Source organism: Coleofasciculus sp. FACHB-542 (assembly GCF_014695825.1).
GTDB lineage: Bacteria > Cyanobacteriota > Cyanobacteriia > Cyanobacteriales > FACHB-T130 > FACHB-T130.
In genome coordinates this window covers 1-22,896 of record NZ_JACJPB010000042.1, presented here as the reverse complement: position 1 = coordinate 22,896, position 22,896 = coordinate 1, and the positions used below count along the sequence as shown (strand labels likewise).

Here is a 22,896-nt window from a genome sequence, read left to right as displayed (position 1 = left end):
TCTTATAAAGAATCCAGATAGGGAACCATCTGGAACTGCGTACCCAGCAGGAATTTTCGGTATTGCTCCCAGCACTGGCATCCAGGAATGGTTTGCAAACCTGGTTGGTTCGCAACTCCCCCTTTAGCAGAGGTTCTTGACGGCTGTTTCGGCAACTCACATCTTATTATGTAGTTATCAGAGAATAAACGATTTTTCTGATAAAAGAAAATAGTATCTGTCCTGAGCAAGAACTGAACTCTAATCGCTCCTGATACAATCGAGTTCCTCTAATCCGAGGTAGGCATCAGCTCATCCGGAAACTTTTGCGAATGTTAGGACAAAGTTGTACTCAAGGGGATTTCTTGCCTACTCCGGGAAGGGAACCTCTAATCTCACGCTTCTATAGCTATGCCAGTCTTTGGCTACACAGGGCAAGTAGGAAGCCAGGGAATAACAGCGATTGGGTAGATTTCCTGGAAAGTCGTTTGGAGTACCTTACTAAAAAAAGCTCCGAGCCAGACTCAATAGACTGGAGACTCGGAGAAAATAAGCGCGAATAGAAGAGAAGAACAGATGATAAAAAGCGCGATCGCCGAGCCAGGAAAATTGATGCTTCTCTCTACTTCCCGCAGCAGCAAGCTGAAAAATTCCCTTAACTCGATTAAAGCTTAGCTTCCAGAGACTTGAGAAACTCTGTGTTAACACCCGACTCGCGGGTAAGGGCGATTTTGCCGGTACGAGCAATTTCACGCAAACCAAATTTATTCAGTACTTGAACAATCGCCACCAATTTGCCTGGATCTCCCACCACTTCTAAAGTGAGCGCATCCTCCGCAATGTCTACTACCCTAGCGCGGAAAACCTGAGCCAGTTCAATCACTTCCGAGCGATTGGAGCTGGTAGCATTCACCTTCAGCAACATCAGCTCTCGTTCTACACACGGAGTATCCGTTATATCCTGGACTTTTAGTACATTCACCAGCTTGTAGAGCTGCTTGGTGAGTTGCTCGATCACCCGGTCATCTCCCGGCACGACCATCGTAATCCGGGAGATTCCGAGCTGTTCAGCTGGTCCAACAGCAAGGCTTTCAATATTAAATCCCCGACGGGCAAACAAACCGGCAATCCGAGTCAGGACTCCAGCTTCATCTTCAACCAAAACTGAAAGGGTATGTTTCATTTTATACAAAACAGGCGGAGGCGCGATGTTGCTTTCAACACGCTAAGCAATATTTTGCTTCCCTACAAGAAGCTACGTGGGTTGTAAGCAGTACGTTAGCAAAGACTTACTACCTACACGGTATGCGAAGGCAATGTTAACAGAAATTACGTCAACGAAGCTACATCTTAATGTTACTGTATAGCACCCCCTGGCTACAAAAAACGGCGATCTCTGTATATTTAGGGATTTTTAGCCCCCCGGAAAACCTTAAATCTTTTCATTGATAGATGTCTTGATTTAGCAATTTCATAATAATGGTGTAGTTCAGCTTAATTCGGAGCAAAAATACCTATGGGTTGGTTAAAAAGACTTTTTGGCATGGAAAAGCCGCAAAATGCACAAACTAATGCGGTACCAGCACCGACAGCTCAAGCTCCTGCCTCAACCGGCACTGCAAGTAGCAGCGAGACGATTCCCCCAGAGCGAGTGGGATTGACTGGAGAATATGACCAAAGCGGACTTGCCAAGCGGGTTGCTCTAGCTTTCGATCAAGATCCGGATCTGGATGATATTAATACGCTCTATGTAGCCCAAACCGGCGGCACAGTTGTGCTAAAAGGACAAGTTCCCAGCCAGCAAATTCTCAACCAAATGGTCTCTGTCGCCCGGAGTGTGGAGGGTGCCACGGGTGTCCAAACCGATCAAGTCACCATTGGCTAGAAGTTAGAGGCCTAGAAATTCGAGGCTAGAAGAAAAAATCGATAGGGTGGGAAGTGCCCACCCTACTTGGCGAAAAGCTAATCACTCACTGCTAACTGTTTTTGGGGTGTAGCAGAGCTATCTACCTGGTCTTCAGGCATCGTTTCAAGCCAGTTGAGGATAATCTGGTTAACTTCATCTGGACATTCGTCATGGGGACAGTGACCTGCATCCAGCTCAACCAACTGAAGCTTAGGGTTGATATCCCTAAATCGAGCCAGTACGCTAAAAGGAATCATTTTATCTTGCCGACCCCAAATCAAGAGCATGGGCGTGTTCAAGGTTGGCAGTAATGTTTTGACACTGGGGCTAAATTTAGCACTGGTCATCGCTTTGAGGATGGCACCGAATGCTGCTGCCGAGCCCCGATCTTGAGCGGGGCCTGCCAGAATATCTACCAGTTCGTCGGTGACAGCATTTGGGTTAGCGTAAGCGATCGCAGCCCACTTGCGGACGAAGGACGGACGCCTGACTAGATAAAAAACATTCTGGAGAATCACGGGTGAAGCCACAACACCTTTGACCCCTGTCACAACGGGTCGCAACCAGGCGGGAATTGCCTCTTCCTCCACGGAGGGATCGGGCAAACTCATCATCACAAAACCTTTCACCATCTCTGGATGCGCGGCTGCCACTGCCAGACACACCAGCGATCCTATCGAATTTCCGACTAATACCACTGGCTGCTGAATAAAAGTCCGCCAGAAATCATAAACTTGCTCTACCCAAAGATCGACTTTGTAATCTGCCTGCGCCTTCCGGGATGCCCCAAATCCCAGCATATCTAGCGCATAAACCGTATGAGACTGACCAAGTACCGCTAGATTGTGTCGCCAGTGTCCAATGGAAGTCCCAAATCCATGCAGCAGCAACAAGGGGGTCGTCTTTTGTGTCGGTTGAGACGTCCGGATGTACGTATAGCGAGTCTGCCAACCCCGCCAAACCCAGTCTCTTTGACTGCCAATTCGATGCTGCCAATGCTGGGTCACGATCGCTTTTGCCTCAAATTAATAAGTTTTATAAACTTTATCTTTGTCTGTTGACTTCTATTTTAGTGGTTTGCTGCTAGAGCGTGTCTCATCAGGGTTTCTGAGAAGTTAAGTTAACAAACCTAGACAAAACCGATACTGTATGGCTGCACAGAAAAAGTCCCTACCCCGAACACCAGACTTGCATCGTCTGCGTAAATTGCCAATCAGCAGTCGTTGAGGGGGAGATGGGAGCGATCGCTTTTTGGAAGTTACGTGAACAACTATAGACAGAAACTCTCCCATACTCAGTAGAATGGCAGATACAAGGAAAGAAAAACTTGGTTTCTTTGGGAATGAAATTGAGAACGCCAGGAAGCAGCCTGTAGCCCTAGTGCGATCGCTCAAACATTCAACAACCCACTGCTATCAAAATTAACCTCATCAACTAACCGAGCAAACATAACCCTAATGCCTGTGATTGAGAAAAGACGCACTCGCGATCTACCCCAAATTAACGAACGTATTCGTTTTCCCCAAATTCGCGTCATTGACACCGATGGCACGCAGCTGGGAATTATGACGCCAAACGAGGCTATCCGCATCGCTGAAGAAAAAGAGCTGGATCTTGTCCTGCTCAGCGATAAGGCAGAACCCCCCGTTTGCCGGATTATGAACTATGGCAAATATAAATTTGAACAAGAGAAAAAAGCGCGGGAAGCTCGGAAAAATCAGCATACGGCTGATGTCAAGGAAGTGAAGATGCGCTACAAGATTGAAGAGCATGACTATCAGGTGCGAGTTAATCAAGCCGAGCGCTTTCTGAAAGCGGGAGATAAGGTTAAAGCCACGATTACGTTCCGAGGTCGCGAAATTCAACACAGCGATTTAGCCGAGGACTTGCTCAAGCGGATGGCGACGGATTTACAGGAACTAGCGGAAGTGCAGCAAGCTCCCAAAAAAGAAGGTCGCAACATGATGATGCTGCTGTCTCCGAAAAAATAGCTCAGTAGTCGGCGGTCAGTAGTCAGTGGTCAGTGGTGTGGGGAAGACCAGGCGTCGCCCGAACAGTGGTCAGTGGCAAAAAAGAAACACTGACCACTGACTACTGACAACGGACAAAATACCAATGAAACTGAACAATCGCGCTTGGTCTTGGTCCGATTGGGGTCGGGGATTACTCCAGTGGGTCAATCTTCGTCCAGAAGAAGGAGAGCGAACACTATTCATGTTCGCTTTCTATACCACAACTTCCATCGGCATCATCTGGGCAGAAGCTAGTACTGTAGCCCTTTTTCTGAAAGAGTATGGCGCAGAGCAATTGCCCCTGTTCTATATCCTCTCAGCGGGTATCGGTTCGAGCCTGGGCTTTGTCTACTCTTGGATGCAAAAGATTTTGCCTTTGCGCTGGGTAGTTGTCCTAGTAGCCTCCCTTGCAGTCATCCCCCTTGTCCTATTCCGCCTGGGATTAGATATTGTCTATTTGGCTGGCGTCACAGTCTTTCTGATGCGGCTGTGGGTGGAAGCGATTAACGTCCTTAATGACCTCAACACTTCCATTACTGCAAATCAACTCTTCAATATCCGGGAAATTAAGCGCACCTACCCCCTCATTAGTAGTGGCATCCTCGTTGCAGATGTTGTCAGTGGTTTTTCCCTCCCCCTAATCCTCGCCACCGTTGGACTGAATAACGTTTCCCTAGTTGCTGTCGTGATGATGGGGTTGGGAGCTTGTAGCCTTTTTTATCTCACCCAGCAGTACAAGCAAGCCTTTCCGGATTCTCCCGTCAGAGCCAACTTAAATCAAGAAAGCGACTTCACATCCAGGCGTCTGAGAGGCCCCTTACAGCGCTACGTCATCCCCTTATTTGGCTTCTTCATCGTTGGGCAGATTCTGTTTTTGTTAATTGATTTTCAGTATCTGAGTCAATTAGAGCTGAACTTTGACAGCAAGGAAATTGCCAGTTTCCTCGGTTTGTTTAGCGGCATCGTGGGTTTATGCGAACTAGCAACCCAGTGGTTTATCTCCAGTCGAGCCATCGAACGGCTGGGAGTATTTGTTGCCGCTATGTTGTTGCCTGTGGCAATTATTATTCTTAGCTTGGTTGCTCTCACCGGGGTTACAGGCTTTTTTCTAGGTCTGATCTTCCTCAAATTTATAGACGAACTGCTGCGCTATACCCTCATGGCTGCCCTTGGGCCGGTTCTATTCCAACCGCTCCCCGATAACATTCGCAGCTCAATCATGGCTCAGGTGCGGGGCATTGCCGAATCCCTCTCCACAGGATTTACTGGAGCGGGGATCTTAGGCATCATCAGCTTGTTAGCCTTTACCTTTCACAACCTGTCGGAGAACTCGCTGCGATCGCTCCAAAGTTGGGTGTTTGTCGCCGTTATTATTATTTTTGCCCTCCTCTGGCTGTTAATTGTTTTCCTGCTCCGATCGAGCTATGTCGGCTTGCTGGTTCAGAGCGCTCAAGGAGAACGGCTGAGCGTTTCAGATGTCGATTTGCGAGTCCTCAAGCGTGCTGTCGTCGAAACACTGGAGAAACCAGGTACGGAAGCAGATAAACGCTCTTGCATCGAACTCCTGTGCCAAATCGACTTGGAGGATGTGGGTGAAATCCTTGCTCCGCTGCTCACTCACCTCACTCCAGCCTTGCAGCGCCAGAGCCTAGAAGCAATGCTGCTGACGCCGAATCCCACTTATTTAGACCAAGTTCAGGGGCTGATTGCTCAAAAACTCAATCCAGAAGTTCTTGCTGTCGCTCTACGCTATATCTGGCTAACTCAGGAAACCCCTGATATTAGCCAGTTACAGCCCTACCTCCGCCCAAACGTAGACCCGGTGGTACGGGGAACCGCCGCCGCCTTAATATTGCGCCGGGGCACCCCGACGGAGAAAGCCGAAGCGACCAATACCTTGCGCCGGATGCTGACTCATCAACGGGAACGGGAACGAGTCATGGGTTGTCGAGCGCTGGGAGAGGCAGATTATTTGCAGGCACTGCGACTTTATATTCCTAGTTTGTTACAAGATGAGTCTTTGCGCGTGCGCTGCGCCTTGCTAGAGGTAATTTCCTCAACCCGTTTACACGAATACTATCCGGCTCTGGTGCGAGGGCTTTACTACAAATCTACCCGCGAAGCCGCTCTAGGTGCGATTGTGCGTTTAGGAGATGAAGCGATTCCGATGCTGGTCGAGTTAGCACAAGATATCCACAAACCAGATTTGGTAAGGCTACAGGCTTGGAGTGCGATGGGTCAAATTGGCACGCCGGAAGCCCTCAATCAGTTGGTGGCTCATCTAAAAACCGGCTGGGGGACTACGCGACGCAACATCCTGCGGATTCTGCTCAAAATGCCCCACGAAACCGGAATCGAGGGGGTTCTCGACCGCTTAGGTCGCAGCGGTGTTGAAATGTTAATTGAGCAGGAAATGCTGTTTGTCGGACACTTGTATGCTGCTTTAGTAGATTTGTCAGCGGATGAACCAATTGAATCTTTTTTCGCCTCAACACGAGAAGCAAACCAGTCAGCGCTCTCATTGCTACAACGGGCACTTCTGGAAGAGCAGTCGGATGTGATTGAGCGGTGTTTTTTGCTGATGAAGTTTCTTTATCCGGCTAGCTCGATTCAAGCAGCAGCGTTTAATCTCCAATCTGATTCGCCGTCGAATATCGCGCTGGGGTTGGAAATTTTGGATAATACTCTAGATATCGCTAAGAAGCGATCGCTTGTGGGAATTCTCGATCGGCGACCAGAGAAAGAAAAACTGCAAAACTTGGCAGAGATGTTTCCTTATCAACCGATGATTCAGAGCGATCGCCTGCGTCGGTTGCTGGATTTACGTCATTTTCTGTCAGACTGGCCTTTAGCGTGTTGTTTTCATGCAGCACGTCAGGCGAAATGGAGTCTGACGCCGGAACAGACGCTGGTGTGTCTGCGCCATCCCACCGGCTTTGTGCGGGAAGCGGTTTTGGCTTATTTGAGAGCCGCTGCACCCCGCGCTTTGCAGGAAATGTTGCCCGTCCTGAAAAATGACCGCGATCGCCTTGTCGCCGCCCAAGTTCAGCAGATGATGGCAGAACTGGGACAATAGAGGGACTAGAGACTCTGGACTCTGGATGATTACCCTAATGACGATGGGCTGTTCTCAAGTCTAAAGTCTAAAGTCCAAGGTCTAAAAGTCTAAAGTCTAAAAGTCCAAAGTCTAGAGTCTAGATTCCGATGTTAACCAGCGTTGAGCGCCTATTATTTGTCAGAGGCGTCCCGATTTTTCAGGAACTGCGGGATGATTTTCTGGTGCGGCTGGCTTCTGTGATGGATGAGCTATCCTTTCCAGCGCATCATACGATTTTTACCGAAGGACAAGAGGGGCGATCGCTCTATATTGTCGTTTCTGGTAGGGTACGGGTTCATTTTGGCGGGCGGGATTTGGCTCACTTGGAGCAGGGAGCCACCTTTGGGGAGATGTCGTTGTTTGATGCTGAGCCGCGTTCGGCTTCGATTACGACTTTGGAATCCTGCGAGTGTCTGATGCTGACGCAGTTGCAACTGTATGATGCGATTGACGAGACGCCAGGAATTGCAGTGAATATCATTCGTCTGCTGTCCCGTCGCATCCGCGAACTGAACAACAAGATCAACGTTTATAAGGCGGAAAGTCAGGAAGCAGATTTAAGTAAGGCGGGGAATTTGGGAGGATGAACTGCGAAGCAAGGAGAAAAAGCCAGGAAGAGACGCGATCTCATCCATTAGCCAAATTCTTTAACAGCTTAGTTCATTCTCTGTACTGGCTTCCAACTATCCAACGATTTCCGAATTGAAGTTAATTCATCCATATATTCATTCAGTTGAGCTTTCCGCTCCTTTAAACTTGTTACAATTCGAGGGGGATTTACTTCCGGTTTTTGGGGTTCAGTTGCCAAATGCTCTAGCTCATTCCCTAATGCTTGAATTGGCTCATTAGTTAACGTCTCTGTACTTTGGGAAGCTGCCTTTCCTGGAATATTTTCAGTTTCTACTTCCTCGCTTACAAGACGGGTATTCAGAGAATCTTCTATTGCTTTTGCAGCTTTATTGAGTTCTGCCAAAACTCCATTCAGAAGATTCCAACCTGAGTTTTCAATAATTGTTTGAAGCACGATTTCTTGAATAACAAGAATTCCGCTATCTTTGAGAACTTTAGGCGCAATCTCTATAGGTTGGGGAACTCTAAATTCACCTTCCTCAGTTTCTTCGATATAGTTTCCTAAAAATACTTGGACAAACTCTTTGGTATGATTGCTAGTTGCTGTGCTGTTTTGAATCAGTTTTGCTAAAAGTCCTTTTCTAGAATTTGCCGAATAGATAATCGGACTTGGAAAACCTAAGCCGATTAACGTTTGTTTGCAGATTTCAATAACTTCAGAAACGTCTATATGTGTGTTTTTCGGCTCAACCTCATTAATAATAAAGAAAACCTTACCTTGATTGACTGCTAAAATTTGGCGATAGTTCTCTATTATTTTTTTTAAAAAACCGGATACAGAATCATTTTTAAAATTATTCTCATTTAAAATAAATAAGATTACATCGGTATTTTCTAAGGTTTCTAAGATTATCTGTTCTTGCTCTGTTGTCGGGGTGAATTTTATAGATGCTTGCTCATTTTCAACAGACAGATCGCTTAGAGTAAAGCCAGCTAGAGATGAAAGCGTGCTAATTGCTTCAATCGGATGTTCTATTTCAAAGCGGATAGTCCGAGCGGGATTATGTTGATTCCGAATAGATTGAGTATGCTCTAGGAATTTTTGGGCAATTTCGACCGCATCACCAGAAGCGATCGCAACAGGTTGCCAATGTCCTTCTCGATACTCCAGAAATCTATGCACTTGTCCAGAATCAATATGTCGGATATCGGTACGGCAGGCAGTAATCGCTTCAGCTTCACTTGGCAAAATATCTGCACCTATTAAGGCATTTAGGAAAGTGTTTTTGCCTGCATTCAGAGGAGCAATAACCGCAACTTGATACTTCTGCTCTTTTAAAGCATATAGCGCTTTAGTAATGTCATTTTCGATGCGTTGTAACGCCTTGGTATCGTCTTCCTCCCCTTCGCGTGTTGCTCGAATTTCTTGAAGGGACTGTAAGAGTAGCCTACCTGTGATGTAAATGCTGTCGTGTGCTGCTTGAAACTGTTCAGAAGACATAGCAATCGTCCGCCGAAAGGGGCTAGCGTAAGTTAGCTAAAGCTTACATCAGCTGAACGCAGAAGAAACAAACAAGAGTGACAGTTGCGATCGCAGGCTACTACACGCTCAAGCATTGCAGACACAAGTCGCGATCGCGTACAGCCCTTTGGGCATGAAAAGAGCGAAGTGAGGCGTCAGCCTAGCGCCAACCTGTCGGTTCCATCCGTCAATTTACGTTTCGCTTGACTCCTTCCCCGCTAGGGAAAAACGAAGACAATGCTTTAGAAATCGAGCCGGAATCTCCGGACAGCCGCCAAAATGAAGATGGACGTAGGAAGCATGAACGTGATGCATTGCCCATCCCTCACTGGTAACAGGACTCTTGGGATCGCACCCCCGAATTTGAAATAGCGGCGCTTCCGGTTGCTCAGTTAAGTGAGAACGGTGAAACTCATGCCCCCAAACGCTTCCCCCAGCCGGGAGGAGGGGACTTTCTTGCAGCGCGATCGCTTGCCGATACCCTAAACTCAGGCGCGAACTCATGGCGGCTATGGTTGGTAAAACTCCTACCATTGGGTAAGAATTTTCCTCAAAATCTACAATTTTTTCAGACAAATACATTAAACCGCCACACTCGGCATAAGTGGGCATTCCCGCCAAAATAGCCTTCCGCACTGCATCACGAGTCGCGGTATTTTCAGCCAAGTTTTGGGCAAAAACTTCCGGGAAACCACCCCCAAAATATAATCCTTGGATGCCTTCTGGTAAGCTTTTGTCCGTCAGCGGACTCCAAAACACCAATTCTGCTCCCAGGGATGCAAGTATATCTAGATTGTCTTGGTAATAGAAGCTAAAAGCGCGATCGCGGGCAACAGCAATTCTTAAGGGATCGAGGATATCCCGTGAAGGCTGGGATGAAGGATGAATTAATTCTATTTGTTGCCTTTGTTCTACCTTGAGAAGCGGCAAGAGGTGTTCCCACTCAAAGCAACTGTCTCCCAAATCGGCAAGCCGATCGATTAAAGCGTCCATCTGAGACAGCTCTGCGGTGGGCACCAAGCCCAGATGCCGGTCGGGAATGCTGATATTCTCTTGCCGCCGCAAAATTCCTAGAATGGGCAACTGCAAAGGTTCTAGAGCTTCTTTGAGAAGTTGCAGGTGGCGATCGCTTCCCACCCGATTTAACACTACTCCAGCAATCTTGATTCTAAAGTCAAAAGAACGATAGCCATGAGCGATCGCTGCCACCGAACCAGATAACCGGCTGCAATCTAACACCAACAGCACGGGTAAATCCAAAAGCCGCGCAATATGAGCCGTACTTCCAAAGTCAGTGCTGAGTGCAAAATTTTCCGTTTCTCGCTCAAGATTTAACTTTTCATTCTGAATTCTCTTGACTCCGTCAAATAGCCCCATGACCCCTTCCACGAGGGCATAGTCGCTTCCGTAACGATGAGCAAGAAAAGACTGCTGCACGTAAGTTTCAGAGGTCAGTACCGGGTCTAAATTCCGGCAAGCACGACCAGTCACGTACGTGTGAAACATCGGGTCGATGTAATCTGGCCCTACTTTAAAAGATTGAATCTGGTAACTCCGACGACATAAAGACGACAGCAGGGCGAGCGTAACTGTCGTTTTGCCCACCCCGCTGCGTTCTCCGGCGATCGCTAAAGCCATATTTACTCATTGCTTGTTGTTCATCGTTCATCTATCTTGCGATGAACAGTTGCGATGAACAATGAACAATTCGCGATTAGCCATTTGCGATCGCTAATTTGAGAATTGCCGCCGTGATCGCCATACTTTCTACGTAAAGCATATCTCGACTCCAACGCCGCAACTGCTGACTTAACAAGAACTCAGCTTTTTGGTCAGACATCGGCGTTACCTGTTGAATCCGGCAAGCTTGGGCACCACCACCTGCCTCCATCCGCATACAACCCGTCGTTTCGGAACACAAAACCGTACAACAGTCTGCATCCAGGTTCGTCGAACTCAGACGTAGCGCAATCAAGTCACCCGGTATATCGCCCCAGTCAGCAGTAGGAATCCCTGCCAACTCCGCTTCTATTGTCCGCTGATCGGGAGCAACAAATTCAATCCGCTTGATGTCATAATCACCGCCTTCTTTGGTATATGAAACGGGGTGCCACTGCAACCGGCTCGCCAGCCAACCAATAAACATCAATGCTTGGTCAGGATTGCCCTTTTCATAATTAATCGTCACCTTATCCACTTCCTTAAGAGCCTCGCGGCGCTCTGGTGGATCGAAAGCTTCAGCGGTTAATTCTTGCCACGGAGCCAGCCGACGCCAATTGAGGTCGGCAACCGGAATGCCTTGTTCCAGAAGGGTTTGTACCCGCAGTAAATCATCCTGTGGTTCGTTGAAAACACAGGAGTCAACGATCACAGAATTGCAGACTGCTGCCAGCCGCTTAAACAGAGCATCATTGGGATCGGGCGTACCCTTCCACCAGAGAAACTTAGGTAGACCGCCGATTAGCAGCCCACTCACAATCCCACCGATGCGTTCCAAAGCTTCGGCAGTGCCTTGCAGAGTAATGTATTCGCAGCAGATTAGCGTATTATGACTTTGCTTTTGAATCGGGCAATAGGCTGAGACTTGGGCAGTCACGCCTTCATCTTCCCCAGAGACGGGGCATAAAGCAATGATGCGACAGGGGTTAGCGGCAGCGATCGCATCCGCAATTCTAAAGCTATCTGAGGAAGACTGCTGACCATTACTGGCATCTGCCTCTTTTGTATTCCCATCGGAGCGCTTCTTTGCTTGCTCTACTCGCAGTCGGTCGAGGATTCCGGCATCCGTCTTGCCCGTTACTGGCAGTCCATAAGCTTTCTGAGCCGTCTTGATCGCCGCCTCTGTCAGCGGGCCATCAATTCCATCGATCGGGCCTTTGTAAAATCCTAAAGCTGCCAACAGCTGCTGAGTTTCCTCCGGTTCGTAAACCACAAAAGTAAATGTGGTTGCCCGCGTAGCCATCGGAGACTCGCCATTATCATTGTCGCTATTGTAGCTTTGCCAAATTTGATGCAGTTCCGCCTCAATTTCTGTCATTGAGACATCTTTAGGCGGTTGTATTGAAACAATCGGAAGAGATTGTGTTGCCATATTCAGTGATTGAGGAAAAGGTAATTGGTAAAAAGGTAATTGGTAATTGGTAAAAAGGTAATTGGTAAAAAGTTTTAAGTTGTAGAGGCGCGATTGATTGCGTCTGAGTTTTGAATGGAAGAGTTTCTTCTAACTTCAAACTCAATACTTACAACTCTGATTACCCATTACCGATTACCCATAACCCAACTACAATCTGCGCCAGCGGCGTCCATCTTGATTAATCAAGAATTCTGCTTCCTCTGGCTCCCAGGTTCCCGCTTCATACTGGGGAACCGATGCTGGGTCAGTGCTTGCTTCCCAAGCGTTTAATGCCGGTGTTACAACACGCCACGCTTCTTCCACTTCATCAGCTCTCGTGAACAAAGTTTGGTCGCCTAACATACAGTCGATTAACAGCCGGTCATAAGCATCGGACGTTGCCATCCCAAACGAGGAACCATAGCTAAAGTCCATATCTACCGAGCGCGTCCGCAGTTCTGTTCCCGGCATTTTGGCTTCAAAACGCAGAGAAATTCCTTCATTCGGCTGAATCCGCATCGTCAGCACATTCGGACTTGCTTGCTGGGCGGCAGATTGAAAGATTAAGAAAGGAACTTCGCGGAAGTGGATGGAAATCTCGCTGACCTTCTTGGGTAGACGCTTGCCGGTTCGCATATAGAAAGGAACTCCTTGCCAGCGCCAGTTATCAATTAGCAGCTTCATCGCTACATAAGTTGGCGTCGTGGAGTTGGGGTTGACCCCCGGTTCTTCTCGATATCCAGGCACCGGCTTACCCTTCATCCATCCAGCAGAGTATTGACCCCTAACCGCTGATAACTCCAGGTTATGCACGTCTGCCAGGTGAGTTGCTTGCAGAACCTTCATTTTTTCGGTGCGGATACTATCGGCATCCAGGGAATTGGGCGGTTCCATTGCCGTGAGACAGAAAGTCTGCATCAGGTGGTTCTGCATCATATCCCGCAAGGCTCCGGAGCTTTCGTAGTACCCGGCACGGTCTTCGACGCCTACGGTTTCTGCCACCGTAATTTGAACGTGATCGACAAACTGTCGGTTCCAAATCGGCTCAAAAATTGCGTTAGCGAAACGGAAAACCAGGAGATTCTGAACCGTTTCTTTACCCAGATAGTGGTCGATGCGGTAAACCTGTTTTTCTTGGCAAACCTGCTGCACTACGCGGTTTAGGGCTTGGGCGGAGTTGAGATCCCGTCCAAAAGGTTTTTCAATCACCAGACGGGTTTTCAGTGGGTCATCGAGCATGCCCGCCGTACCCAATTGGCGAAGCGCTTCTGGGAAGAAATTTGGAGAAACGGAGAGGTAAAATACGCGGTTTCCTCGCGTTCCGCGCTGACCATCCAATTCTGCTAAGAAGGCTTTCAGTTTCTGGTAACTTTCGGGCTTGTCAATATCACCAGGGCAGTAGTATAGACCTTGGGCGAAGTCGTGCCAGAGTTCTTCTGAGCCAATCCCATCGCTAAATTCTTCGATCCCCTCGCGCATCTGCTCCCGGAAGTAGTCGTGGCTCCACTCCCGACGCGCCACGCCGACAATGGTCATTTCCGCTGGCAGGCGTCGTTGCAGCTTCATCTGATAGAGAGCTGGCACGAGCTTCCGTTGCGTCAAGTCTCCGGATGCCCCGAAGATTACCAATATCTGCGGCTCTGGTATCCGTTCCTGCCGCAACCCAACACGTAAAGGATTTTCTAGCAGTGTGACCATAGAAGGATAGTTTTGAATTTTGAATCTTGAATTTTGAATTTTGAGTTTTGAGCTTTGAGTTTTAAATTCCTAGCTGAATTGATAACTTTGAATTATCAGACCCCTTTCTTAACTTAAAACTCAGCACTCAAAACTCAAAACTTTCTTACACAGGTTGCAGATGTTTGATTTTCTCTTCCAAGGATGCGGTTAGAGATTCAAAGGGCTTCACAAATTTCTCAATTCCTTCGACTAGCAATTCGTCCATCACTTCGTCTAGATTGATGTCGATGTCGGGGTCTTTGAGACTTTCAATCAGCTGATAGGCTTCTTCCACCCCAGTTTCAATGCGAGAAGCAACGTCGCAGTGGTCGGCGCAGGCTTCGATGGTATTCGGTGGCAAGGTGTTTACTGTGTCTGGGCCAACCAGCTCATCCACATACATGACATCGCTGTAGCTGGGGTCTTTGGTGCTGGTACTTGCCCACAACAACCGCTGGACATTTGCACCTTTTGCTGATAGGGCTTTCCAGCGATCGCTCTTAACGATCTCTTTGTACTTCTGGTAGGCAATTTTGGCGTTAGCGATCGCGATTTTGCCCTTAATTGCCGTCAGTTCTGCCTTTTTCTCGATTCTATCCACGCCTGCTTTCAGCATGGCATCAATACGAGCATCAATATTAATATCGATGCGGCTAAGGAAGAAACTCGCTACCGAGGAGATTCTGCTGATGTCTTTGCCTTCCGCTGCCCGCTTTTCTAAGCCGCGAATGTAAGCCCAAGCGGTCTCAACATAGCTCTCAACGGAGAATAGCAGCGTCACGTTGACGTTGATCCCCTCTGAGATGACTTGCTCGACGGCTGGCAAACCTGCCGTAGTGCCGGGAATCTTGATCATGACGTTATCTTTACCGATTTCTTGGTAATAACGCCGAGCTTCCTCAATCGTGCCTTGGGTGTCGTGGGCGATGTTTGGCGGTACTTCAATACTGACGTACCCATCCAGACCTTCAGAGGAGTCATAGACAGGGCGGAGGATGTCGCAGGCATTGCGGATATCCTCAAACACCAAGGATTCGTAAATCTTTTCAACGGGCAATCCAGCTTTGATCCCGGCTTCAATATCGGCGTCGTAGATGGCATTTCCAGCGATCGCTTTTTCAAAGATGGCTGGATTAGAGGTGATCCCGCAGATCCCTTTATTCTCAACCATATCTTTGAGTTCGCCGCTTTGAATCAAATCACGGGTCAAGTTATCCATCCAGATACTCTGACCGTATTGTTTGATCTCTAATAGATGATTGTTTGGCATATCTGTCATTTTTTGGCTCCTAACAATTGTCTTTGTAACGCTAGATCGAGAATGTTCCCGTTGAGCAGCTTGAAAGGTCAATGCGGGAATTTTTCAAGAAAGCAAAACCTTATTGAGGCACGCGCGAGCGCGCGATCGCGTTTTTATCCTCATCCCATGCCCGTTTCTGAATAAAAGATTCCACCAAGGTGACATCTTCTTTGCTACCGATCAGCAATGGCGATCGCGCATGAAGGGCATTTGGCACTACGTCCAAAATCTCTTGCGTACCCGTACTTGCTCGACCCCCGGCTTGCTCTATTAAAAAGGCTAAGGGAGCCGATTCATACAGCAACCGCAATTTTCCTTCTGGTTTTTTCACAGTACCGGGGTAAAGGAAAACACCTCCTTGGAAGAGAATCCGGTGAATATCGCCCACCAGCGCCCCGCCGTATCGAGCCGTATAGCCTTCCTGTCGATGAACATAGCGGATATAGTCTCGCAAGGGTTCTTCCCACTGCCAGAAATTTCCCTCATTGACACTATAAATAGAGCCGTGATTGGGAATCTGAATGTTTTCACTTGAAAGGATAAACTCGCCTAAGCTGGGATCGAGGGTGAAAGCATGAACCCCAGTACCAATCGAATAAACCAGCATCGTGCTAGGCCCGTATAGCACATAACCTGCGGCGATTTGTTTGCGCCCGTTTTGCAATAAATCACCGCCGGTTTGATTTTCATCTGTTCCTTCTTGTTGGCGAATTGCGAAGATGGAACCCACGTTGATATTGATATCTACATTCGAGGAGCCATCAATCGGGTCATAGAGCAGGGTATAGCGCCCGATTGGGCAATTTTCGGGAATATAGTAAGGCTTCTCCATTTCCTCGGATGCCAAACGGCAGACTAAACCGCTTTGCTTAAATACCGAGATAAATACGTCATTGGCATAGACATCCATCTTTTTGACGGATTCCCCTTGCACATTCACATCACCCGTAAATCCCAGCACGCCTTCGAGTAATCCTGCCCTGCTGAGTCGTCGCGCAATCAACTTTGCCGCGAGGGCAATGCGATTCATAATCGCGCTCAAGTCCTGGGCATCTGCCGAAAAGCTGTGGAGTTGCTGCAAAACGTGACGAGATAGCGTTGTGCAGTCGCGATCTAGGGCTTGTTCCTGAACGACGAAAGGCTGTTCCACGTTGGACATAGTTTTCGTCCTCCCTTTCAATAAATGCTTTGTTAACAGGGCAGCTCTCATTGAGCTACTGCCCCAACATATCAAGACCTGGTCGCTCTACCTTCTATCTTAGGGAGCCATTTCTCAGGATGGTGTTTAACTTTATATCAACTAAAGAAATAAAATCTTTAGACGCGCTTTATTGTCTAAAAGGCAACAAGGCTGAAATTAGATAATTACCGCTCGCAATCCAAAAAAACAAGATGGGAGAATACAAACGGATCGGAATCCTGACCAGTGGGGGTGACTGTGCGGGGCTAAATGCTGTGATTCGGGCAGTTGTCCGCTGTGCAAATGGTAAGTACGGCTGGGAAGTGTGGGGGATTTGCCGGTCTACGCTGGGCTTAATGAGCAGTCCGCCAGAAGCAATCAAGCTGGAGTTTGATAAGGTAGACCACTTGCTAACGATGGGCGGTACAGTGCTGGGGACGACGAATAAAGGAAATCCATTTGCGTTTCCAATGACGGATGGAAGCTTGCGCGATCGCTCCGAAGATATTATTGAGGGCTACCATCAACTAGGCTTGTCAGCTTTAATTGGAGTTGGTGGGGACGGCAGTTTAGCGATTCTCCGAAAACTCGCGCAACAAGGCGGGATCAACTTAGTCGGGATTCCTAAAACCATTGATAACGATGTCGGTAGCACTGAGCGTTCTATCGGATTTGATACCGCCGTCAACATCGCCACTGAAGCCCTCGACCGATTGCACTTTACTGCGGCGAGCCACAATCGAGTCATGATCCTAGAAGTGATGGGGCGCGATGCCGGTCATATTGCCCTGAATGCGGGGATCGCCGGGGGAGCCAATGTGATCTTGATCCCAGAAATTCCTTACACCATTGAAAATGTCTGTCGCAAAATTCGGAATCGTCAAGCGATGGGAAAGAATTTCTCGATCGTCATTGTCTCAGAGGCGGTTTGCACGGCTGAAGGCAATCCAGTTAAGAGTATGGATCGATTCGGGGAATGTCGATTAGGCGGAATCGGGCAGTATTTGGCAGAGGAAATTTCAATTGCTAGTGGTGCAGAAACCCGCGTGACTGTTTTAGGTCACGTTCAGCGAGGGGGACTGCCTTCGCCCCTGGATCGGTTACTGGCAACTGCCTTTGGGGTGGCGGCTGTCGATCTGATTGCTGAGGAAAAGTACGATCGCGTTGTTACCTGGCAAAACCGCGAGATTGTCAGCGTGCCAATTGCTGAAGCGATTGGACAATACAGAGCCGTCGATCCCGACGATACTTTGGTCAAAACTGCTAGAGGTTTGGGGATTTGCCTTGGAGATTAAAAGACTAAAGTTCTGCGATCGCGGTGTAGAAATATTTAACAGAGCAATCTGCGATCGCGAAGCTTTTTGTTTCGCTCTACCAGCTTAGAGATTTAACTTAGAAACTTAACGAGCCGCCGGATTCTCCACCGCCACGACTCGTCTCTTGTGTGAGCCATCAGCATCAATTCTGCTCGGTGTTGAGAACCGGTGGCAATGCGCGACAAAACCAGCACAGTTGTCCTTTTTTAGGAGTGTTTTTCAAACAACCGTGCTGATTTCGCCCTATCTTTCCTTAAAATCTGCTTCGCCTCGCGCCGCCGCGATCGTCCTCCTTGGGTCGTGCTTTATTCACTCTAAGCTGACGGCCCATCCATTCAGCCCCATCTAATTCGGTGATGGCTGCGTCTTCTTGGGCATCATCTGTCATTTCAACAAAAGCAAATCCGCGCATACGTCCCGTTTCGCGGTCTGTCGGTAAGACAACTCGCTTCACCGCGCCGTACTCTGCAAAGACTGCTGTCAAATCTTCTTCGGTCGCTTGGTAAGACAGGTTTCCAACGTAAATGGTCATGTGGATCGATAAAGCTGAACGAGGAACTAAAGTTCAGAACCCCTAGATGGCTAGATGTGACCCCTAATGCCAGGTCAAGACTTATTTACCAATGGTGAATTTTCATCAACCCAGCCCACAAATGTGGCTGCACGAGTCCCAAATCCGACCATTAATAGGACTGAACTTTTAGGTTTCGTCCTATCATAGCCTACTAATTTCATTGTGGGAGAGGATCTAGGGTACACGCTGAGCGGTTCTCTAATTATTAAAATTCCCTGACTTTTAGCAGTGGCTCAGAAGACATTGCCCAAGGGAGAATTTCAAAGATTAGGGAGGCTAAATTTCTCAGAAAAATCGACCGAGCCGCTGCCAACTTTCCAGCCGTCTTTATCTTTAGCCTCATTCAGCTTTCGATGCCAAGTTAGTCAATAGAAATTGACTGTGGGCCACTACCTTTGCCGTTACCACTGCCGTTGGAAGAAGCTGTAGGGGAAGGAGCTACACCTGCCTGTCCGTCAAGCCAGGTTTTCACGGGGTCGTCATTCAGGTTGATGCGGAGTAAACCAGAAACCAATCCGCCTAAGAAAGCGCCTGGGTGCTGAGTGAATTCTTTAAAGAGCGGGGTTAGTTCATCGAGAAACATTGAGAGTCTCCTGTTGCTGCCTGATAGTAACTGATGTCTATCCGTCGATCGTAGCGTGTCCGATTGCGGGTAGTGGTATGGGAAGATGCGATCGCATCTTCCCAAAAACAAGGTTTACGCCTCTAGCCAGACTTTTGGTCGGAGAATAAGCACTTATCCGAGTCGCACCCAGCGGGACCGACTTCCATCAAATAGCCTGAATCGTAGCGACTTAAGGCAGCATGAAAATTTTCGGTCTGGCGTCGCTTTTCGACTTCCTGGACTATCTGCTCATACTGCTCTTTGGCGATTGGCTCAAACGGCAAGCGCGGAAACGTCTGATGATCGTCGAAGCGAGCTAGAAGCGCTGCTGAGATGTAACCCTGATCGTCTCGGATTGCTTCGTAAATCCGAGTGCCTAACGCTTCGATCTCGCTCTCGCGCAACTCGATGGTCGCGGAGGTGTTGTGACGCACAAAGAATTTTTGAACTTGCATATAAAAATCCATTTGCGCGATCGCGTTAAACTTGCCAATCTCGATTTGATCGGCTCCCGGTAAATCCGCCCAAGCGACAGCAACGGGGATTTCTACCAGCCATTCCGAGCATCTGGGATCGAAGGGATCGTTCAGGAGATTGCCGTTTTCATCTTTATCAGACTGAGACGGAATCACGTTGTACCCGTAGTCAATACACGCCAGAGCAACTGGGTCATTCTTTCTGAAGGTGATCCGGCGCAGAAAACGTTGAGCTTTTGGCGGATGCCAGCCCGGTGAAGCGCCTGTCAGCAAGGATTTTGTCCCGGAAGGCTGAACCGTGGTGCAGCGGTTGGGGCGTTTGATGCCGTGGCGATCGCAATAATCCCATACCACTTGATGCACCGTTTCCCGCCAGCGCGTCAGATATTCCTGCTCCTGTTTCTTAAAGCTTAGTCCTGCCTCTGTTTCCGGTCTCCCTGCTTCCCACCAGCGCAACCAATCTACACCAAAGGCATTCACAAAGAAATCAAATAATCCTGTGAAAGAAACTCCCACAATTGGATCGAGTTCCCGTGACTTTCGATAGCGTTCTTCGACAAATTCGTGATTGAGCAGCGAGGCGACTGATAATGCTCCAGCCGTGAAAGCTTCCTCTTGTTCTTTATAGTTATGTGGGTCAATTTGATTGAGATGAACCTCCGAAAGGTTGCAGTGGAAGTTTGAGCCGATGATTTCCAGTTTTGTTATCCACTATTTCTAGTGGTCTCGGACTATATCTTCACCTGGTCTAGGTGGAGGGCGCTATCTGACCATTATTGGTTTCCCGCAGGTCTAGTCTCTGAACCTTCTCCAGCTCTGGGGCTACCTGCCTTACATCTGGAGCTTGGCTGCTGATTACCTTGCACCTTTTTGGGTGTTTAGGCTTCCAGCAATTCACCCTCTGACTATCTAACCTGTTCCCAGGTTAGGCGGCAAAATCTAAGCTACCGCAAGGATTCAAACCAACACGAGCTAATCGATGCTCTATCTCATCAGGAGATAGGTCGGGGTAGTGTTCTCCTAACCACTGTTCAGCCTTACCTTGACTATAAGCTTGCAGAAAATCAGTTTTCTGCTCAGGGGTTTCTAATAGATCGCAGTTGGCTCTTGCTACTGCTTCTCCTGCCCATTGAATTGCACCTTCCCCGGAATAATGCTGCTGACGAACAGAGGCAAGGCATTCTTCTAGAGTGGGTTTGTGGTGGAAAACTCTAGTGTGATTTGCCATGCGAAGCGCATCCCGTTCTGGATCGATGCGCCAGTTACCATTTTCATCCTGCTGCCAAAGATTGCCTTTCGCGTCGGCAAATTTTTCATCATCGCTAGAACCTTGCCTCATTCCAGCTGAGCGCCTGACGTTGCCAGCAACCACGACAACGGCGGCTTCATCTATTAATAAACAGCATTCAACCGAATTCAGACGCCTTCCTAGAGCTTTATTTAAAATTGACGCGCAACGTTCGTAAAGACCTGACAACTTCACGGGATTGGCAACGCCACCAAAGCCTTTGAGGGGTTCTCCAGCTGCTCGGACATCGCTGAGGTCGATGGATACCTGTACTTCTGCTGTGAAGCGCTCATCGCTCGATAATTCCAGCAAAGTTTGATAAGACTTAACCCAGCCTTGGCGACTGTCTCCGACGTAAATTTTGACTTTTTCGCCCTCTACTTTCACTTCTGTCAGTTCGCGGCGCTGCAACGCAGGAGTAGAGCCAATCTCACCTTGTACCGTCACCACAAGGCGATTGCGAATTTGTGGCAGTTGCTTAATGTATTTTGGTTCGAGAACGGCTCCAGTGCCACACCCCATCATTGCCAAATCCATCATCAGACCGAAGGCACGCCAGTCTACTACATTGGTGCTGGTGCAGTTGTAGGCTCCTGAGAAGTTTTCGGGTCTTTCAATCCACTCGCTGCCGCCCACCCACAGCCAACGTCCAGAGGCAAGAGCTTTCATCTGGCGCTGCATGCGATCGATCGTGTCAGCTTCTTTAGGGGTGAGCTTGCCAAGCTTCGTCAACGCCCTAATCGTGCGATCGCACACTTCATCCCAAGTCTCGCGCCCCGATTGGGTGCGACGGCTGTACGTCCTAAAAAATACAGGATTCGCAGCCGGTGCCGTTTCAGGAAACCGGCTCGTCTGGATTACTCGCTCAAGCTCTCGAACCATAGGTCAAGTCTGATTGGTTTTGGGAAAATTCACAGATCACTTACTATACGCGATCGCAGATATGGGGTCAAAGCTTGAAAAATCGAGGAAATTGCGCTATCCGTGTGGCTTTTTAAATAAAATTGGTACGGTAAAATACCCCATTGAGCGGCTTAATTGGTCACAGTCGTAATAGTTAAAAGCTGGTCAAAAGGCAAAAATTAAGGGCGATTGTCAGCCGCCCTTTTCCGTCGTTTGAGATTACTGTCTGGGTTTCTAATTACCTTTTTGAGAGGCGGTGCAAAAGTTCACCAGCAAACTTAATTCACGAGCGCAATGGACAGGAGCTTCCCAGTTACAAATACTCCCTGGCGCAGCCATTTCGCTCATCAAATCGGAGGGTAGCAAGCTGCAAAGTTACCAGATTGCGATCGCGTTAATTTTTCCAAATCCGTTAAAGGAGCGCTAGGAAACGGCAATTAAACAACTCAAGATACTAAACTGATATTTTGGAAAATGGGTAATTGGTAATGGGGATGAACTCTTGACGATGATGCTTGCTCCCTGGCGATCGCTTCTTTCGGGTGCCCTACACCGTAACCGTAGCGAACCCCATTCTCGCTACTTACAGCTAGCCACCATCCAGGCTGATGGGCGTCCTGCTAACCGCACGCTCGTCTTTCGGGGATTTTTAGACAATACCAACCAATTAAAATTTGTCACCGATTCTCGCAGCCAGAAAGCCGATCAAATCGAGCATCACCCTTGGGCAGAAGCTTGCTGGTACTTTACCACCACTCGCGAACAATTTCGCCTCGCTGGGACGCTGACGCTGGTAGGAGCCAATTATCCTGATTCTCTGCTCCAGCAAGCGCGTCAGGTGTCTTGGCAAGACCTTTCCGACGCCGCTCGCCTGCAATTTGGTTGGCCCCATCCCAGAGAAAGGAGAGCCGATGTCAGCACTTTTTCTCCGCCGCCACCCGACCCCCAAAAGCCGCTAGAGAGTTTTTGTCTCCTACTACTAGAACCCGTACAGGTCGATCATTTGGAGTTGCGAGGCGATCCCCAAAACCGAAGTCTTTATCGCCTCGAAAGTTCTCAAGCTTGGTCTATTCAAGCCGTAAATCCGTAAGAATTAAAAACGCAAAATTAAAAATTGAGAAATTCCATTTTTAATTTCTAATTTTTAATTACTAGACCTCCTGCATGAATGGTCAAGTAGTGTGCCAGTTCATAATCGAGATTGCACAATAAGGGAGTAGATCAGCAAGACACTGGGGAGTTGGTATGCCGTATACGGAGCTACAATCGCTTTCAGAAGGTGAGTTCAAGCGCTTATGCGGCGTTAGTCGTGAAACCTTTGCTGAAATAGTTGAAGTA

At 48.3% G+C, this 22,896-nt stretch carries 16 protein-coding genes and 2 pseudogenes; 6 read left to right on the top strand and 12 right to left on the bottom strand.

The window, feature by feature from the left end; genetic code table 11:
* Positions 1-643: 643 nt before the first annotated feature.
* Entirely contained in the window at positions 644-1,162 is a 519-nt protein-coding gene (gene ilvN, locus H6F52_RS15900) for an acetolactate synthase small subunit (protein WP_190410342.1), read from the bottom strand.
* A 333-nt stretch (positions 1,163-1,495) separates the two neighbouring features.
* On the opposite strand from ilvN, the gene H6F52_RS15895 reads away from it, so the two are divergent.
* The gene (locus tag H6F52_RS15895; protein ID WP_190410343.1) at positions 1,496-1,864 is read left to right on the top strand and encodes a BON domain-containing protein; all 369 of its coding nucleotides are present in this window, start codon (positions 1,496-1,498) and stop codon (positions 1,862-1,864) included.
* A 77-nt stretch (positions 1,865-1,941) separates the two neighbouring features.
* On the opposite strand, the gene H6F52_RS15890 is transcribed toward H6F52_RS15895, so the two are convergent.
* Positions 1,942-2,892, bottom strand: coding sequence for an alpha/beta fold hydrolase (locus tag H6F52_RS15890; RefSeq protein WP_190536036.1), 951 nt, complete (start codon positions 2,890-2,892; stop codon positions 1,942-1,944).
* A gap of 450 nt (positions 2,893-3,342) precedes the next feature.
* Here H6F52_RS15890 and infC point away from each other — a divergent pair, with 450 nt between their 5' ends.
* From infC to H6F52_RS15875, 3 genes are all read left to right on the top strand, one after another.
* Complete coding sequence (gene infC / locus H6F52_RS15885) at positions 3,343-3,876, top strand: translation initiation factor IF-3 (RefSeq protein ID WP_190410345.1); 534 nt, start codon at positions 3,343-3,345, stop codon at positions 3,874-3,876.
* Between the two features lie 124 nt (positions 3,877-4,000).
* Positions 4,001-6,973, top strand: a complete 2,973-nt coding sequence (locus tag H6F52_RS15880) for a HEAT repeat domain-containing protein (protein WP_190410346.1) — start codon at positions 4,001-4,003, stop codon at positions 6,971-6,973.
* 128 nt (positions 6,974-7,101) lie between these two features.
* On the top strand, positions 7,102-7,581 hold the full coding sequence (locus H6F52_RS15875) for a Crp/Fnr family transcriptional regulator (protein WP_190429295.1): 480 nt from the start codon (positions 7,102-7,104) through the stop codon (positions 7,579-7,581).
* A gap of 68 nt (positions 7,582-7,649) precedes the next feature.
* Here the strand turns inward: H6F52_RS15875 and H6F52_RS15870 are convergent, their stop codons facing one another.
* The 6 genes from H6F52_RS15870 to fbp all read right to left on the bottom strand — a co-directional run bounded on the left by H6F52_RS15870 (position 7,650) and on the right by fbp (position 16,376).
* The gene (locus H6F52_RS15870; RefSeq protein ID WP_190536035.1) at positions 7,650-9,065 is read right to left on the bottom strand and encodes a dynamin family protein; all 1,416 of its coding nucleotides are present in this window, start codon (positions 9,063-9,065) and stop codon (positions 7,650-7,652) included.
* Between the two features lie 213 nt (positions 9,066-9,278).
* Entirely contained in the window at positions 9,279-10,724 is a 1,446-nt protein-coding gene (locus H6F52_RS15865) for a cobyrinate a,c-diamide synthase (protein WP_190536034.1), read from the bottom strand.
* 76 nt (positions 10,725-10,800) lie between these two features.
* On the bottom strand, positions 10,801-12,177 hold the full coding sequence (gene opcA / locus H6F52_RS15860) for a glucose-6-phosphate dehydrogenase assembly protein OpcA (protein ID WP_190536033.1): 1,377 nt from the start codon (positions 12,175-12,177) through the stop codon (positions 10,801-10,803).
* Positions 12,178-12,366: 189 nt separating this feature from the next.
* Positions 12,367-13,896 (bottom strand): glucose-6-phosphate dehydrogenase, encoded by a 1,530-nt coding sequence (gene zwf / locus H6F52_RS15855; RefSeq protein WP_190526116.1) that lies wholly within the window; start codon positions 13,894-13,896, stop codon positions 12,367-12,369.
* 145 nt (positions 13,897-14,041) lie between these two features.
* A complete protein-coding gene (gene tal / locus H6F52_RS15850; protein WP_190410432.1) occupies positions 14,042-15,187 on the bottom strand; it encodes a transaldolase in 1,146 nt (381 codons plus the stop codon).
* Between the two features lie 109 nt (positions 15,188-15,296).
* The gene (fbp, locus tag H6F52_RS15845) at positions 15,297-16,376 is read right to left on the bottom strand and encodes a class 1 fructose-bisphosphatase (protein ID WP_190410352.1); all 1,080 of its coding nucleotides are present in this window, start codon (positions 16,374-16,376) and stop codon (positions 15,297-15,299) included.
* A 233-nt stretch (positions 16,377-16,609) separates the two neighbouring features.
* Here fbp and H6F52_RS15840 point away from each other — a divergent pair, with 233 nt between their 5' ends.
* A complete protein-coding gene (locus H6F52_RS15840) occupies positions 16,610-17,692 on the top strand; it encodes an ATP-dependent 6-phosphofructokinase (protein ID WP_190536032.1) in 1,083 nt (360 codons plus the stop codon).
* Between the two features lie 274 nt (positions 17,693-17,966).
* On the opposite strand, the gene H6F52_RS15835 is transcribed toward H6F52_RS15840, so the two are convergent.
* From H6F52_RS15835 to nrdJ (H6F52_RS15820), 4 genes and pseudogenes are all read right to left on the bottom strand, one after another.
* On the bottom strand, positions 17,967-18,245 hold the full coding sequence (locus H6F52_RS15835) for an RNA-binding protein (RefSeq protein ID WP_190410354.1): 279 nt from the start codon (positions 18,243-18,245) through the stop codon (positions 17,967-17,969).
* A 403-nt stretch (positions 18,246-18,648) separates the two neighbouring features.
* Positions 18,649-18,870: a hypothetical protein gene (locus H6F52_RS15830; RefSeq protein WP_190410355.1), complete on the bottom strand. Its 222-nt coding sequence runs from the start codon at positions 18,868-18,870 to the stop codon at positions 18,649-18,651.
* 122 nt (positions 18,871-18,992) lie between these two features.
* Positions 18,993-20,063, bottom strand: a pseudogene (gene nrdJ, locus H6F52_RS15825) (ribonucleoside-triphosphate reductase, adenosylcobalamin-dependent); the annotation flags it as partial.
* Positions 20,064-20,307: 244 nt separating this feature from the next.
* Positions 20,308-21,537: pseudogene (nrdJ, locus tag H6F52_RS15820) on the bottom strand (ribonucleoside-triphosphate reductase, adenosylcobalamin-dependent); the annotation flags it as partial.
* 529 nt (positions 21,538-22,066) lie between these two features.
* Here nrdJ (H6F52_RS15820) and H6F52_RS15815 point away from each other — a divergent pair.
* The gene (locus H6F52_RS15815) at positions 22,067-22,648 is read left to right on the top strand and encodes an Npun_F5749 family FMN-dependent PPOX-type flavoprotein (RefSeq protein WP_190429301.1); all 582 of its coding nucleotides are present in this window, start codon (positions 22,067-22,069) and stop codon (positions 22,646-22,648) included.
* The last annotated feature ends 248 nt before the right edge of the window (positions 22,649-22,896 follow it).

Excerpts from the sequence above, each read along its gene's own strand:
- ilvN (WP_190410342.1), bottom strand. The coding sequence starts at position 1,162 with ATGAAACATACCCTTTCAGTTTTGGTTGAAGATGAAGCTGGAGTCCTG.
- H6F52_RS15875 (WP_190429295.1), top strand. The coding sequence starts at position 7,102 with ATGTTAACCAGCGTTGAGCGCCTATTATTTGTCAGAGGCGTCCCGATT.
- H6F52_RS15835 (WP_190410354.1), bottom strand. The coding sequence starts at position 18,245 with ATGACCATTTACGTTGGAAACCTGTCTTACCAAGCGACCGAAGAAGAT.
- H6F52_RS15880 (WP_190410346.1), top strand. The coding sequence starts at position 4,001 with ATGAAACTGAACAATCGCGCTTGGTCTTGGTCCGATTGGGGTCGGGGA.
- fbp (WP_190410352.1), bottom strand. The coding sequence starts at position 16,376 with ATGTCCAACGTGGAACAGCCTTTCGTCGTTCAGGAACAAGCCCTAGAT.
- H6F52_RS15895 (WP_190410343.1), top strand. The coding sequence starts at position 1,496 with ATGGGTTGGTTAAAAAGACTTTTTGGCATGGAAAAGCCGCAAAATGCA.
- H6F52_RS15840 (WP_190536032.1), top strand. The coding sequence starts at position 16,610 with ATGGGAGAATACAAACGGATCGGAATCCTGACCAGTGGGGGTGACTGT.
- opcA (WP_190536033.1), bottom strand. The coding sequence starts at position 12,177 with ATGGCAACACAATCTCTTCCGATTGTTTCAATACAACCGCCTAAAGAT.
- H6F52_RS15865 (WP_190536034.1), bottom strand. The coding sequence starts at position 10,724 with ATGGCTTTAGCGATCGCCGGAGAACGCAGCGGGGTGGGCAAAACGACA.
- tal (WP_190410432.1), bottom strand. The coding sequence starts at position 15,187 with ATGCCAAACAATCATCTATTAGAGATCAAACAATACGGTCAGAGTATC.
- infC (WP_190410345.1), top strand. The coding sequence starts at position 3,343 with ATGCCTGTGATTGAGAAAAGACGCACTCGCGATCTACCCCAAATTAAC.
- zwf (WP_190526116.1), bottom strand. The coding sequence starts at position 13,896 with ATGGTCACACTGCTAGAAAATCCTTTACGTGTTGGGTTGCGGCAGGAA.
- H6F52_RS15815 (WP_190429301.1), top strand. The coding sequence starts at position 22,067 with ATGATGCTTGCTCCCTGGCGATCGCTTCTTTCGGGTGCCCTACACCGT.
- H6F52_RS15870 (WP_190536035.1), bottom strand. The coding sequence starts at position 9,065 with ATGTCTTCTGAACAGTTTCAAGCAGCACACGACAGCATTTACATCACA.
- H6F52_RS15830 (WP_190410355.1), bottom strand. The coding sequence starts at position 18,870 with ATGTTTCTCGATGAACTAACCCCGCTCTTTAAAGAATTCACTCAGCAC.